Below are 14,470 nucleotides of genomic sequence, written 5' to 3' on the forward strand. Positions count from 1 at the left end.
TCGCCGCGCATGCCGATGCGGGCGTATTCACATATTCGCCATTGACAAACCTTTTCGCCAATATCTAATTTATCGAAAAACAGAGAATGACTGGCCCGACACGAGGCCGCATTGGGGAGAGAAACAGATGACACGCCAGTTCCTGGTGTGCGCAGCCGCGCTCACGCTTTGGACATCCACCGCTTCCGCTCAGGTCTCCGACGACGTCGTTCGCATCGGCGTCCTTACCGATCTCTCAAGCTGGGGGCGCGACAACAGCGGCCCTGGATCGGTCGAAGCCGCGAAGATGGCGCTCGAGGAATTCGGCCCGACCGTTCTCGGGAAACCGATCGAGATCATCAGCGCCGATCATCAGATGAAGTCTGACGTCGGCATCCAGATCGCGCGCAACTGGTTCGACGCCGGCAAGGTCGATGCCGTTGTCGATATCCCGAACTCCGCCATCGCCATCGCGGTTCATAATCTGGCGAAGGACCGCAACAAGATCGCACTGCTGTCCGGCCCTGGCGCAAGCACGCTCACGGATGAGCTGTGCAGCCCCAACACGGTCCACTTCACCTACGATACCTACGCGCTTGCGAAGGTAACGGCCTCTGCTGTGGTCGCCGGCGGTGGAAAGTCATGGTTCTTCATCACGGCCGACTACGCCTTCGGCAATCAGCTTGAACAGGACGCGACGCGCTTCATCAAGGCGAGCGGTGGCACCGTGCTGGGCGGCGTTCGCCATCCGACCAACACCGCCGACTTCTCATCCTTTGCGCTGCAGGCGCAGAACTCGAAGGCTGAAGTCGTCGCCTTCGCCAATGCCGGCCAGGACACTGACAATTCGATCAAGCAGTCCGGCGAGTTCGGTCTGGTCAAAGGCGGCCAGAAGCTGGTCGGCCTGCTGATGTTCGACACCGACGTCCATGCGATCGGACTCGACGCCGCACAAGGCACTTACCTCACCACCGCGTCCTACTGGAACATGGACGACAAGACACGCGCCTGGTCGAAGAAGTTTTTCGACCGCACCAAGGTGATGCCGACCATGATCCAGACCGGCGTCTATGGCTCGGTGCTACACTATCTCCAGGCCATCAAGGCTGCCGGCACCGACGATCCGGCCAAGGTGATGGCCAAGATGCGCGAACTGCCCATCGAGGACACTTTCGTGCATGGCGGCAAGCTGCGCGAGGACGGCCGCGTCATCCGCGACATGTATCTGGCCCGCGTCAAGAAGCCGTCAGAATCCAAGGAGCCCTGGGACTATCTCGACATCGTCAAGACGGTGAAGGGCGATGACGCGTTCCGGCCCGTCTCTGAATCGAAATGCCCATTGCTGAAGAAGTAAATCATCATGGCTGTTGATCCCAAAGCGAATATCGAGCTCTACGAATGCGACGTGCTGGTCGCCGGCTCCGGCTGCTCCGGCATGTCGGCGGCGATCACCGCCAAACATAGCGGGCTCGATGTCCTGATCGTCGAAAAGGAGCCGCGGTTCGGTGGCACGACCGCACGCTCCGGCGGCTGGCTGTGGATTCCCGGCACCTCGCTGGCGCGCGCCTGGGGCATCAATGAAGGCCCTGACGAGGCGCGCACCTATCTGCGTCATGAGGCTGGCAACAGCTATGACGCCGCGCGTGTCGATGCGTTTCTGGCCGCAGGGCCCGAAGCGATAGACTTCTTCACCAGCGAGACGGCGGTGCGCTTCGACATGCCGCTGACCTTTCCCGATTACGACGCGGAGGCGCCCGGCGGCAAGCAGGGTGGCCGCTCCATGGTGGCCCGACCGTTCGACGGACGCGAACTCGGCGACCACATCAAGGATATCGGTGCGCCGCTGCCCGAACTGACGGTGTTCGGCATCATGCTTGGCTCCGGCAAGGACATCATCCACTTCATGCGCGCGACAAAGTCGCTGACCTCGGCGGTCTACGTGGCCAAGCGGCTCTCGAAGCATTTCCTGAACGTGCTGCGCTATGGCCGCGGCATGACATTGACCAACGGCAACGCCCTCGCCGGCCGGCTCGCCAAATCGGCCTTCGACCTCAAGATTCCACTGTGGCTGTCGTCCCCGGTGCGTGAACTGATCATCGAGAACGGCGCGGTCCGCGGCGCGATCATCGAGCGCAACGGCAAGCGCATCCGCATCTTCGCACGCCGCGGCGTAGTGCTCGCATGCGGCGGCTTCCCGCATGACATCGAACGGCGCAAGGCGATGTTCCCGCATGCGCCGACTGGCCGGGAGCACTATTCGCCCGGTCCAACCGGCAATACCGGCGACGGTCTTCGCCTGGCCGAGTCCGTGGGCGGCCGTGTCGAGAATTCATTGCCGAATGCCGCTGCCTGGGTGCCGGTCTCGGTCACCCATCGCAAGGACGGCAGCAAGGGTGTGATGCCGCACTTCATCGACCGCGCCAAACCAGGCGTGATCGCCGTGATGCGCGACGGTGCCCGCTTCGCCAATGAAGGCAATTCCTACCACGCCTTCGTTCAGCAGATGATGAAGGCAGCGAAGCCCGGCGGGGAAATCGCGGCCTGGCTCGTTTGCGACCACCGCGCATTGCGCCAATACGGGCTTGGCGCCGTGCCGCCGTTTCCGATGCCGATCGGCCAGTATCTGAACTCGGGCTATCTCATCAAGGGCAACACGCTCGAAGAGCTCGCGGCCAAGGCCGGCATCGATGCCGGCGGCTTTGTCACCACCGTCGCGCAATTCAACAACACCGCCGCCGAAGGCCGCGATCCCGCCTATGGCAAGGGCTCCCGCGCCTATAATCGCTATCAGGGCGACGCCAACCACGGGCCCAACCCCTGCGTCGCGCCTATCGAACAGGGGCCATTCTATGCCATCAAGATGGTGATCGGAGATCTCGGCACTTATGCTGGCATCAAGACCGATGCGCAGGCACGCGCACTTGATGCCGGCGGTCAGGTCATCAATGGCCTCTATGCGGCCGGCAACGATATGGCGAGCATCATGGGCGGCAATTATCCCGGCGCGGGTATCACGCTCGGCCCCGCGCTCACCTTCGGCTATATCGCCGGCCGCCACCTCGCCGGCACGCCGGTCAAGGCCGCATGATGGCCAGCTTCGCCCCCGATCTGCTGAAGGGTCAATTGGCGCTCATAACGGGTGCTGCCGCTGGCAACGGTCGTGCGATTGCGCTGGGTCTGGCTGCACATGGCGCCGATATCATCGTGACCGATATCGACCGCGATGGCGCCTTGCGCACGGCGGGCGAGATCGCAGCAACCGGACGGCCGTCGTGGCATCATCATCTCGATGTTACGGATGTCGATGCCTGCCGACGGCTCGCACAGACTGTCAAAGCGAGTGCCGGCGACATCTCGATCCTGATCAACAATGCCGGCATCATCATTCGTGAAGGCATCGATTCCGAACGCGCGGTGGAGAACTGGCGGCGCGTGCTCGACGTCAATCTCAATGGCGTATTCAATGTGACCCATGCGTTTCTGCCGGCCTTGCGTGCGCGACGCGGCAGCGTGATCAATCTTGGCTCCATCGCCTCTTTCGTCGGGGTCGCCGATACGCTCGGCTATTCGCCCTCCAAGGGCGGCGCAAAGCTTCTGACGCAGGCGCTGGCGCGCGAAGTTGCCAAAGACGGCGTGCGCGTCAATGCCATCGCGCCGGGCGTGATCGAGACGGCCATGACCGAAGCGACACGCAACGATCCCGCGCGGCTGGCCGGTTTCCTCGGCCGCACGCCACTGGGGCGCGTCGGCCAGCCCGATGAGCTGATCGGCCCCGTGGTCTTCCTCGCCTCTTCCATGGCCTCCTATGTCACGGGTGCGACCTTGCCAGTGGATGGAGGCTTCCTGGCCGTGTAGTGTCCGCGGCACTGGTTTGGGGCAAGCATGGCTAAAGAGAGTCGCGGTATTCAGTCGATCGAGGTCGGGGGTGAATTGCTGCAAGCGCTGGTGCGCAACGGTGAACCGATGATGCTGCGGGATCTGGCGCGCGAGGCCGGCATGTCGCCGGCCAAGGCGCATCCCTATCTCGCCAGTTTCTCCCGCATCGGCCTGATCGAGCAGGACCCGTCCACCGGCCGTTATGAATTCGGTGCACTCGCCCTCGAACTCGGCATCGTGACGCTGCGTCGCCTGTCGGCCGTCCGTGTCGCAACGCCGGCCATTACCGCTCTCGCGGGTACGATCGACCACTCCGTCTCGCTGGCGATCTGGGGGACCCACGGACCGACCGTGGTACGGCTGGAAGAACCCAGCCATCCCGTGCACATCGCGATGCGCGTGGGCTCCACGGTATCCTTGCTCGAAACGGCGACCGGGCGCGTCTTCGCGGCGTTCATGCCACCTGCGACCATCAATGCCGCCCTCACGGAAGATCTCGATCGGCTCTCGATCGGCTACGACCCGAACCGCGAGATAAAAGGCCCCGCCATCGACAAGATCCTCGCTGACATCCGCACGCGCGGGCTGGCTCGCGCCGTCGGCGAACCCCTGCGCGGCGTCAACGCATTCTCGGCGCCAGTGTTCGACCATAGTGGCGCAGTAGTCCTGGCCGTGACCGCCATGGGCGCGGTGGGCACCTTCGACGTCAACTGGAATAGCCCGATCGCCAAGGCTCTGCTCGATTGCACCAATGCAATCTCCCGCCGCCTCGGCCGCGACGTCAAGGACTGAGCAGCGCAGCAGACGGCCTTGCAAAATATCTCAATTTGAGATATTGAGGAGCTGCATGCGGGTTACCTCAAACAGCGCATTGGTGAGCTTCTCCGCCACGCATTCCGCGGCATCGATACCGCTGCAGGCGTGGCGCAAGATCGTGGAATCGCGCTTATTCAAGAATTTCGCTGAGATGAAGGCGACTTTCAACGCCATCGATCGTGTCGGCCCGTATTACGTTTTCGATATCGGGGGCAATAAATTCCGTATCGTTGCCGCCATCCATTTCGATAAACAACGCCTGTATGTCAGGCACGTGTTCACACATAAGGAGTACGACGCATGGAAACCATGACGCTGACCCGTGCGGACGTCGATGATCTCGCCGAGCATCTGAGCGCCATTTCAGCGCGCATTCCGCTTCAAACCATCAGATCAAAGCGTGCCTACAAGACAGCGACGGCTGCGATGAATGCACTCCTCGATGCAGGCGGCGCCGACGAGGGCAATCCGCTGTCGGCACTCGTTAGCCTCCTCGGCGAACTGATTGCCGATTATGAAGACGCGCATTCTTCGCCCAAAACAATATCGCCAGCCGACATGCTGCGTTTTCTGATGGATCAGCACGGCCTCAGCCAGGGCGACTTGCCCGAAGTTGGAAGCCAGGGCGTTGTGTCAGAAATCCTCAATGGGAAACGTGACCTGAATGTGCGTCAGATCAGGCTCCTATCCGAGCGTTTTGGCGTTGGACCGCAGGCATTCGTCTAACGAGAGGTATCACGTCCGGCCTCGCCGTCACTACCCTGCCTTGAGCCAGCGCGTCGGTGCCGACCGGGAACGCAGGTCAAGCCGGCGAGGACAACGGGTGCAAAGTTGTCTGACAACCGACGCGTGGCCTTGTCGCGCCAGTCCATCGTGTTACGATCCCTCAGGCGCATCTCCGGTCCACGGGGAGCGACCATAAAATCACCGCCGGTCAAGGCGGCTCGAGGGAGGATGACACATGGCTCTTTACGGCCCGACACGTCGTGCCTTTGTGCAGGGGGCGCTCGCCACCAGCGCGCTTGGCCTCACCGGCATTCCAGCTTTCGCCGATCCCGCCTGGAAGAAACATGCAGGCACCACGATTGAAGCCAATCTGATCAAGGGCCCGCGCGGCGAACTGCTGCAGAAATACGCCTCCGAATTCACGGAATTGACCGGCATCAAGGTCGAATCCGAAGTGATCCCGGAGCAGCAGCAGCGCCAGAAGGCCGTGATCGAGCTCACCTCCGGCAAGCCCAGCTTCGACATCGTGCATGTCAGCTACCACGTCCAGAAGCGCCAGTTCGAAAAGGCCGGCTGGCTCGCCGATCTCACCGGCTTCATGAAGGATCCGAACCTCACCGCGCCGGACCTGAAAGTGGAAGACTTCTCCGCTGGCGGCCTGCAATTCGCGCAGAACGACAAGGGCGAGATGCACTCGCTGCCGTGGTCGGTTGACTATTTCATCCTGTACTACAACAAGGAAATGTTCGCGAAGAAGGGCGTCGCGGTTCCGAAGACCATGGATGAAATGGCAGCCGCCGCCGAGAAGCTCAACGATCCCGCCAACGGCATCTACGGCTTCACCGGCCGGGGGCTCCGCAACGCCAACATGACGCTGTGGACCAACTTCTTCCTGAACTATGGCGGCGAGTTCCTCGATGCCAAGGGCAATATCCAGACCGATGGGCCCGAGGCGATCGAAGCGACCAAGATGTATCAGCGCCTTCTCACCAAGACGGCGCCTCCCGGCGTCGCCGGCTTCAACTGGATGGAGTCGATGGCCTCGCTGACACAAGGCCGTGCAGCCATGTGGATCGACGGCGTCGGCTGGGCACCTCCGATCGAGGATCCCAATGCGTCGCGCGTCGTCGGCAAGATCGGCTACACCGTCGTGCCCGCCGGACCGAAGGGGCAATTCTCCGCCGCCTATGGCGACGGCATCGGCATCGCCAAGACCTCGACCAAGAAGGAAGCCGCCTATCTCTATTGCCAGTGGGCGGTGTCTAAGACCATGGGCGCCCGGCTGTTGCAGAGCGGCGGCGGCGTGCCGTTCCGCAACTCGATCCTCAATGACGAGACGGTGCGCAAGGGCGTAAAGAACCAGGAGTGGCTGGATTCGGTGATCGCCTCGGCCAAAATCAGCAAGCTCGGCCTGCCGGTCATCGTGCCTGTCGCCGAATTCCGCGATCTTGTCGGTGCCGCCGTCACCGCGACCCTGGCAGGCGCAGATCCGGCTACCGAACTGAAGAAGGCCCACGAACAGTTCCGGCCGATTCTGGAGCGCAGCGAAAAATCGTGAGCGAACTGACAGCGGGAAAGGCAGTCGCCAAAACGACCGCGGCGGTCACGGCCGAAACAGCGACTGCGCAAAAGAACGAGTGGCGGCCAATTTCCTATTGGCCGTTCGTGATCCCAGCGATGATCGTCGTCATGGCGGTCATCATCTTCCCGTGGGTCTATACGATATGGATGAGCCTGCACGAATGGAAGGTCGGCCAAGCGCCGACCTTCGTCGGCTTCGCCAATTATCTCAGGCTGCCAAGCGATGCGCGTTTCGTGGAATCCGTGGGACATACCCTGGTCTATACGGCGCTGTCAGTCGCGCTGCCGCTGATCCTCGGCACATTGGCGGCAGTGATCTTCAACAACAAGTTTCCGCTGCGCGGCTTCTTCCGCGGGCTCTTCATCCTGCCGATGATGGCGACGCCGGTCGCTATCGCCCTGGTGTGGACGATGATGTTCCACCCCCAGCTCGGTGTTTTGAACTATCTGCTGTCGCTGTTCGGCCTGCCGCCATCGCTCTGGGTGTTCCATCCGGCCACCGCAATCCCGTCGCTCGTGCTGGTAGAGACGTGGCAATGGACGCCGCTGGTCATGCTGATCGTGCTCGGCGGCCTCAGCGCCATTCCGACCGAGCCCTATGAAAGCGCCCAGATCGACGGCGCGACCCCGTGGCAGACCTTCCGCTACATCTCGCTGCCGATGATCACGCCGTTCCTGTTCATCGCGGCGATGATCCGCATGATCGACGCCGTGAAGAGCTTCGACATCATCTTCGCCATCACGCAAGGCGGTCCCGGCAGCGCCTCGGAAACCATCAACCTCTATCTCTACAGCGTCGCTTTCGTCTATTACGACGTTGGCTATGCCTCCGCGATCGTGGTCGTATTCTTCGCGCTCATCGTCGCCCTCGCCGGTGCGCTCTTGCATCTGCGCCAGCGCACCCACTGGAACGAAGCCGGAGGCCGTGCCTGATCATGCGGGACTTTCTCAACAAACTCGGCCTGACCTTCGCCTTCATCGTCATCGTCTCGCCAGCAGTGCTGTTCTTCCTCTGGATGCTGTCGCTATCGCTGAAATTCGAGATCGACAACGCCTCCTATCCGCCGGTCTTCATCCCCGACCGCATCAATTGGGGCAATTACGCCGCCGTCATCGAATCCAAGCGATTCATGACCTATTTCTTCAACACGCTGATCGTCACCGGCTCCGCGACCTTGTTTGCTCTCGTCATCGGCGTGCCTGCCGGTTACGGCATCGCGCGCATGCGCGCGCGCAAATCCGCCATCGTGATCCTGATCGCGCGCATCACGCCTGGCCTGTCCTATCTGATCCCGCTATTCCTGCTGTTCCAATGGCTTGGCCTGCTCGGCACGCTGTGGCCGCAGATCATCATCCACCTCGTGGTCACCGTGCCGATCGTGATCTGGATCATGATCGGCTATTTCGAGACGACGCCGATGGAGCTCGAGGAATCCGCCATCATCGACGGTGCCACCCGCTGGCAGGTGTTCCGCCACGTCGCGCTACCGATCGCGCGCTCCGGCATCGCCGTTGCCTTCATCCTCTCGGTGATCTTCTCCTGGAACAATTTCGTGTTCGGCATCGTGCTGGCGGGACGGGAAACGCGGACACTGCCGGTCGCGGTCTACAACATGATCTCATTCGATCAGTTGAGCTGGGGGCCGCTGGCGGCGGCCGCCCTGATCGTGACACTGCCGGTGCTACTGCTGACGATGTTTGCACAAAGGCAGATTGTGGCGGGACTGACCGCGGGCGCGGTGAAGTGACGAGTTAACTCGCAGCAACCTTCCTCTGCTCATCCGGCGCCGTTTCGCTCGCGGCAATCAGGCGCTTGAGCTCCGGAATGCACGAGCCGCAATTGGTGCCGGCCTTGAGCCTGGTGCCGATTTCCGCTGCCGTACCCGCGCCTGCAGCGATGGCATCACAGATCGTGTTGCGGCCGACGCCGAAGCAGGCGCAGACGATGGGCCCTGCACTCGCAGCACCATCGGCGGACTTTCCAGAGAGCAGCGTACGGCGCTGGTCGTCGCTCACGGTCTCGGCGGCGAACAATTCCTTCACGGCGTCCCAGGAGAGCGCCCCCTCCGTCGGGCCGATGAACAGACAGATCTCGATCCCGTCATCCTTGAACGACACAGCACGATAGACACCGCGACCGATATCTTCGTATTCCGCGGCATCATCGCCCAGCATCGGCTTCAGCCAGTTCTGCCAGGTCTCGACATCGGTATTGTCCGAGAGCAGATAACCGACGCCGCCCGTGACCGCGACGCGCGCCCATTGCACGCCGAACGGCATCTCCAGCGGTATGCGCGACAGCACGAAGCCACGCTGTGCAAACACCGCGGGTGCGATCGCCACCGGCGTCGCCTTGTTCTCGGGCTGACCGGAGAACGGGTCGGTGATCGGCGCGACAAGTCCACCGACACGCGCGAAACCCGCGGTCTCGTCGTTCCAGTGGATGGGCGCGAACAACATGCCGCGCTGCTGGCGTTCGCTGACAATGACTTTCAGCACGCATTCGCCATAGTCGGTGGTCAGCCGCGCATGGCCGCCATCCACAATCGCGAACGCTATGGCATCGTCCGGATGAATCTCGACGAAAGGCTCCGGAATATGCTGGCCGAGCCGCGGGCTGAGGCCGGTGCGCGTCATCGTGTGCCACTGGTCGCGCACGCGGCCGGTGTTGAGGCGCAGCGGGCGCTCGACCGACACCTGCGTGCGTAACTCCGGCGCCTCCGGCGCGATGAAACGCGCACGCCGGTCATTGGCGTAGAATTGGCCATCGGCAAAGAAACGCGCCTGCGGCTTCGTGGTCCCCTCGCGCACCGGCCATTGCACCGGGGCCATGGTGTCGAAAGCCTCATCGGAGACCTTCATCAATCCGCCGATATCGAAATCGCGGTTACCATTGTTCTCGAAGGTCGAAAGGGCAGCGTGCTCGCGAAAAATCTCGGCGGCCGATGTGTAGGCAAATGACGCGCCATAGCCCAGGCGCTTGGCGACTTCGCTCAGCGCCCACCAGTCCGGTCGCGCCTCGCCGGGCGCAGGCAGGAACGAGCGCTGCCGCGACACGCGGCGCTCGGAATTGGTGACGGTGCCGGACTTCTCGCCCCAGGCCAGCGCCGGCAGCAGCACATGCGCGCCGGCATTCACAGTGTCATTGGAACGCACATTTTCCGACACCACGAACAGATCGAGCTTGCTGAGCGCGGCGCGCACCGCATCGGCATCCGGGAGCGACACCGCGGGATTGGTGCCCATCACCCACAACGCCTTGATTTCGCCGCGGCCGATGGCTTCGAACATCTGCACGGCCTTGAGGCCTTCATGGGTGGCGATATGCGGCGCCTTCCAGAAGCGACGAACGCGATCAATCTCCAGCGGCGAGAAGCCCATATGGGCCGCGAGTTGGTTGGCAAGGCCGCCGACCTCGCGGCCGCCCATGGCATTGGGCTGGCCTGTCAGCGAGAACGGCGACGCGCCAGGCTTGCCGATGCGGCCGGTGGCCAGATGGCAGTTGAGGATCGCATTGACCTTGTCGGTGCCCTGCGCCGACTGGTTGACACCCTGCGAATACAGCGTGACCACACGCGGCGTCGCCTTGAACATCTGAAAGAAGGTCGCGACATCGATCTCGTCGAGTCCGGTCGCCTTTGCTGTCGCCGCCACACTGCCGGCGATGGTTCTAGCCCGCGCCAGCGCGTCGTCAAAGCCTGCGGTGTGCTCGCCGATATAACTCTGATCCAGCGCGCCGTTGTCGGCGAGATAGGCAAGGAGCCCGCTGAACAACGCGGTATCAGTGCCGGGCTTCAGCCCGAGAAACAAATCATCATCGCCGACCGTATCGGTGCGGCGTGGATCGATCACGACGACCCGTGCGCCCCGCGTCTGCTTGTTGGCCAGCATGCGCTGATACAGCACCGGATGGCACCAGGCGGCATTGGAGCCGACCAGCACCAACAGATCGGCTTGGTCGAGATCCTCGTAGCACCCCGGCACCGTATCGGCGCCAAACGCGCGCTTGTGGCCAGCCACGGACGAGGCCATGCAGAGCCGCGAATTGGTATCGACATTGGCGCTGCCGAGAAAGCCCTTCATCAGCTTGTTGGCGACGTAGTAATCCTCGGTCAGCAACTGGCCGGAGAGATAAAATGCCACGGCACCGGGACCATGTTCGGCGACGACCTTCTGAAATCCCTCGGCGACATGATCGAGTGCATCGCCCCAGGCGACCTGCACCATCTCGCCATTTTCGCTGCGCATCATGGGATGCAGCAGGCGCTCGTCGAGGCTCAGCGTTTCGCCGAGCGCCGATCCTTTCGAGCAGAGCCGACCGAGATTGGCGGGATGCGCGGGATCGCCTGCAATCGCTGCGCCGCCGTTGCCGTCCGGCGTCGCCAGCACACCGCAACCGACACCGCAATAAGGGCATGTGGTGCGCGTGGCGTGCAGATGCGGATCGACCGCGTTCATTACGCTGCCTCCGCGCGGACGGCGAGTGCGCGGCCGAACATCATCTCGGCGCGGATATCGGAAATATCAGCGCCGCTGCGGATCAATTCGAGATACCACAGCGCATCCTGCGTATCGCCGACCAGCACGGCGCCAGTGAGCGCACCATCAGCGATCACCAGCTTCTTATAGGTGCCGCGGCGGACATCATTGAGCAGCAGCGTCTCGCTGCCTTCGCCCGCCATGAAATCTCCGGCGGAGAAAACGCTGACGCCGGAGACCTTGAGATTGGTAGAGAGCACGCTGCCCGTATAGGCAGCGGCCTTGCCGGCGAGATGGCGCGCCAACACCCTGGCCTGTTCGTAGGCGGGCTCGACGAGGCCATAGCAGGTGCCGCGATGCTCGGCGCATTCGCCGAGCGCGAAGACGTTGTCGGTGCCGGTTGCCATCTGATCGTTGACGACAATGCCGCGATTGACCGGGATTTCCGCTTCCTTGGCGAGCGACGTGTTGGGCCGGATGCCGGCCGCAAAGATCACCGCATCGGCGTCAAGCGTGCGGCCATCGGCGAGTTCGACGCTCTCGACACAATCGTTGCCATGAATACGCGCCGTATTGGCATTGAGCACAATCCTGACGCCTTTGCGCTCGACCAGCGTTTTCAGGAGGTTCGCTGCAGGTGCATCCAGCTGGCGTTCCATCAGCCGGTCCATCAGATGGATCAGCGTGACGTCAGCGCCCGCCTTGGCGAGACCATAGGCAGCTTCGAGACCAAGCAGGCCGCCACCGACCACAACGACACGCTTCTTCTGCGCGGCGAGTTCGAGCAGCAGGTCCACGTCGCGGCTGTCGCGGAACACATGCACGCCCTTGAGATCACCACCGGGCACCGGCAGACGCAGTGCAGATGAACCGGTGGCGATGACGAGTTTTGAGAACGGCACATGTTTGCCGGTCGATGTCGTAACCTCGCGCGCGGCCATATCGATGGCGGTCGCCGTTGCGCCGTATTTCAGCGTGACGCCGCGGTCGCGCCACCACGCAGCAGGCTTCAGCTCGATCTCCTGGGACGTTGCCTCACCGGCCAGCACCGACGACAGCAAGACGCGATTGTAGGCGAGCCGCGGTTCGTCTCCGATGACGGCGATGGCATATCGACCGAGCGCGCATTTCGCCAGCTCGTCCACGAGCCGAGCCGCTGCCATGCCGTTACCAATGATGACCAGCGGCTCGCTCACACCATATCCTTACTCGGCCGCCTGTGCTGTGCCGTAGGCTTCAGAAATCATGTAGCCGGACAGCGTGCCATAGGCTGCGGTCCAGGCTGCGGCGAGTTCGGGCGTCCAGGCATCGCCCAGACCCTTTTCAAGGGTCCACAGCAGCGCACCGCCGACGATCGGATAGTGTTCGGCCTTCACGCCATAGGCCACGTGCTGCTTGGCGAGCGCGCTCGCTGCAGGCAGTACGGTTTCGAGTCGCGTCAGGCCCGTGACGACGACACCAAGCGTCGCCATCAATTTGCGACCCTGCTCTTTCATGTCGCCGCGAAACATCGGCTTCACTTGCGGGGCAACCTCGAAGAGGCGACCGTAGAACAATTCCGCAGCCACATCGGAAATCGGCGCGACTTTCTTGAAACTATCCTGAACCAGAGCGACGTCGGACGCATTCATGCTAACTCTCCTTGCAGTGGAAGGTGAGCTTGTGTGTCGCGCCGCGTGAGCAAATGTTCAGCGCGCGATAAAATGCGATGTGGTTCTAGTGATAGGCCGCAGAAATCATGCGCGCCGCCAGGAAATAGTAGACCTTGTGCCACGAGGCTTCGACCTCGGGCGTCCAGCGCTCGCCAAGCCCCTGCCCCAGACTCCAGAACAGCGCCTCTCCGACGGCCTTGTAGTGCGCGGCCTCCACGCCATAATGCACATGGTCTTTCGCGAGCTTGCCGATCACCGACAGCAGGCCCGTGATATTGTCGAGACTGCCGACGATCACTGCAAGCGTTGCGATGAACTTGTGCTTGAGCTGCGCCATGTCGCCGCGAAACAGCGGGCGCGTTTCCGGCAATGTCTCGAACAGCCGGGCATAAAACAGATCCACCATGACCGAGGAGTTCGGCCACATCTGATCGAATGAGGATTGCACGCGCATGATTTCTTCGCGCGTCAGGCCTATCGAACGACTCATGATTTGCAGCTATCCGGAAAGTCTGAGCCGCATTCATTCGGTTTATCCTCGGAAGTCAAGAGGTAACAAGATGCTTACGCGGCTTCGACGAACTTGTGGCGCTCATACAGGAATTCGAGCACACGCTTGCGGCAGTCGAGATAGACCGGGTTACTCGCCAGTTCGAGACGCTGACGCGGTCGTGCGAGCGGCACATCGAGCACTTCGCCGATGGTCGCTGATGGCCCGTTGGTCATCATCACGATGCGGTCCGACAGCAGCACGGCTTCGTCCACGTCATGGGTGATCATGACGATGGTGTTGCCGAGCTTCTGATGCAGCGCCATCACGGAGTCCTGCAGATGCGCGCGGGTCAGCGCGTCGAGCGCACCGAACGGTTCGTCCAGCAACAGCACCTTGGGCTCCATCGCGAGCGCACGAGCAATGCCGACGCGCTGCTTCATGCCGCCGGAGATTTCCGAGGGGCGCTTGTCCTTGGCATGCGTCATCTGCACGAGATTGAGATTATGCATCGTCCATTCGTCGCGCTCGGCGCGGGACTTGGTCTTCGCAAATACCTTGTCCACGCCAAGACGGACGTTCTGATAAACCGTCAGCCACGGCAGCAGACTGTGGTTCTGGAACACGACGGCGCGATCCGGTCCCGGCGAATTGACTTCGCGCCCCTCGAGGATAACGCCGCCAATCGTTGCGCGCGTCAGCCCGGCGATGATGTTGAGCATCGTCGACTTGCCGCAACCGGAATGGCCGATGATGGAGACGTAATCGCCCTTGCCGAGGTTGAGGTTGATATCCTTCAGGACTTCGGACGAGACCTTGCCGCGGGTGAACACCTTGTCGACGTGATCGAGCTTCAGATATGGCGTCATGA

14 protein-coding genes are annotated in these 14,470 nt (G+C 62.2%); 9 read left to right on the top strand and 5 right to left on the bottom strand.

What is annotated here, in order from left to right:
• Nucleotides 1–127: 127 nt before the first annotated feature.
• The 9 genes from SFY93_RS25445 (at nucleotide 128) to SFY93_RS25485 (ending at nucleotide 8,726) form a co-directional block, all read left to right on the top strand.
• Complete coding sequence (locus SFY93_RS25445; protein ID WP_320445047.1) at nucleotides 128–1,333, top strand: ABC transporter substrate-binding protein; 1,206 nt, start codon at nucleotides 128–130, stop codon at nucleotides 1,331–1,333.
• Between the two features lie 6 nt (nucleotides 1,334–1,339).
• Nucleotides 1,340–3,067 carry an FAD-dependent oxidoreductase gene (locus SFY93_RS25450; RefSeq protein WP_320445048.1) on the top strand — a complete coding sequence of 576 codons (1,728 nt, stop codon included), beginning with the start codon at nucleotides 1,340–1,342 and terminating at the stop codon, nucleotides 3,065–3,067.
• Nucleotides 3,064–3,834, top strand: coding sequence for an SDR family NAD(P)-dependent oxidoreductase (locus SFY93_RS25455; protein ID WP_320445049.1), 771 nt, complete (start codon nucleotides 3,064–3,066; stop codon nucleotides 3,832–3,834). Before SFY93_RS25450 ends, SFY93_RS25455 begins: the two co-directional genes overlap by 4 nt.
• Before the next feature lie 27 nt (nucleotides 3,835–3,861).
• A complete protein-coding gene (locus SFY93_RS25460; RefSeq protein WP_092146302.1) occupies nucleotides 3,862–4,647 on the top strand; it encodes an IclR family transcriptional regulator in 786 nt (261 codons plus the stop codon).
• A 55-nt stretch (nucleotides 4,648–4,702) separates the two neighbouring features.
• On the top strand, nucleotides 4,703–4,984 hold the full coding sequence (locus SFY93_RS25465; RefSeq protein ID WP_320445050.1) for a type II toxin-antitoxin system HigB family toxin: 282 nt from the start codon (nucleotides 4,703–4,705) through the stop codon (nucleotides 4,982–4,984).
• On the top strand, nucleotides 4,972–5,397 hold the full coding sequence (locus SFY93_RS25470; protein ID WP_320445051.1) for a helix-turn-helix domain-containing protein: 426 nt from the start codon (nucleotides 4,972–4,974) through the stop codon (nucleotides 5,395–5,397). Before SFY93_RS25465 ends, SFY93_RS25470 begins: the two co-directional genes overlap by 13 nt.
• A gap of 235 nt (nucleotides 5,398–5,632) precedes the next feature.
• The gene (locus SFY93_RS25475; protein WP_320445052.1) at nucleotides 5,633–6,955 is read left to right on the top strand and encodes an ABC transporter substrate-binding protein; all 1,323 of its coding nucleotides are present in this window, start codon (nucleotides 5,633–5,635) and stop codon (nucleotides 6,953–6,955) included.
• Entirely contained in the window at nucleotides 6,952–7,911 is a 960-nt protein-coding gene (locus tag SFY93_RS25480; protein WP_320445053.1) for a carbohydrate ABC transporter permease, read from the top strand. Before SFY93_RS25475 ends, SFY93_RS25480 begins: the two co-directional genes overlap by 4 nt.
• A 2-nt stretch (nucleotides 7,912–7,913) precedes the next feature.
• Nucleotides 7,914–8,726 carry a carbohydrate ABC transporter permease gene (locus SFY93_RS25485; RefSeq protein ID WP_184518883.1) on the top strand — a complete coding sequence of 271 codons (813 nt, stop codon included), beginning with the start codon at nucleotides 7,914–7,916 and terminating at the stop codon, nucleotides 8,724–8,726.
• A 4-nt stretch (nucleotides 8,727–8,730) separates the two neighbouring features.
• Here the strand turns inward: SFY93_RS25485 and SFY93_RS25490 are convergent, their stop codons facing one another.
• The 5 genes from SFY93_RS25490 to SFY93_RS25510 all read right to left on the bottom strand — a co-directional run bounded on the left by SFY93_RS25490 (nucleotide 8,731) and on the right by SFY93_RS25510 (nucleotide 14,468).
• Complete coding sequence (locus SFY93_RS25490; RefSeq protein ID WP_320445054.1) at nucleotides 8,731–11,436, bottom strand: molybdopterin-dependent oxidoreductase; 2,706 nt, start codon at nucleotides 11,434–11,436, stop codon at nucleotides 8,731–8,733.
• Nucleotides 11,436–12,653 carry an NAD(P)/FAD-dependent oxidoreductase gene (locus SFY93_RS25495; RefSeq protein WP_320445055.1) on the bottom strand — a complete coding sequence of 406 codons (1,218 nt, stop codon included), beginning with the start codon at nucleotides 12,651–12,653 and terminating at the stop codon, nucleotides 11,436–11,438. Before SFY93_RS25495 ends, SFY93_RS25490 begins: the two co-directional genes overlap by 1 nt.
• A 9-nt stretch (nucleotides 12,654–12,662) precedes the next feature.
• On the bottom strand, nucleotides 12,663–13,088 hold the full coding sequence (locus SFY93_RS25500) for a globin family protein (RefSeq protein ID WP_120291455.1): 426 nt from the start codon (nucleotides 13,086–13,088) through the stop codon (nucleotides 12,663–12,665).
• An 85-nt stretch (nucleotides 13,089–13,173) separates the two neighbouring features.
• Complete coding sequence (locus SFY93_RS25505; RefSeq protein WP_320445056.1) at nucleotides 13,174–13,599, bottom strand: globin family protein; 426 nt, start codon at nucleotides 13,597–13,599, stop codon at nucleotides 13,174–13,176.
• 74 nt (nucleotides 13,600–13,673) lie between these two features.
• Nucleotides 13,674–14,468, bottom strand: coding sequence for an ABC transporter ATP-binding protein (locus SFY93_RS25510; protein ID WP_068735490.1), 795 nt, complete (start codon nucleotides 14,466–14,468; stop codon nucleotides 13,674–13,676).
• Nucleotides 14,469–14,470 lie beyond the last annotated feature (2 nt).

It is taken from the genome of Tardiphaga sp. 42S5 (assembly GCF_034044155.1).
Taxonomy (GTDB): domain Bacteria; phylum Pseudomonadota; class Alphaproteobacteria; order Rhizobiales; family Xanthobacteraceae; genus Tardiphaga; species Tardiphaga robiniae.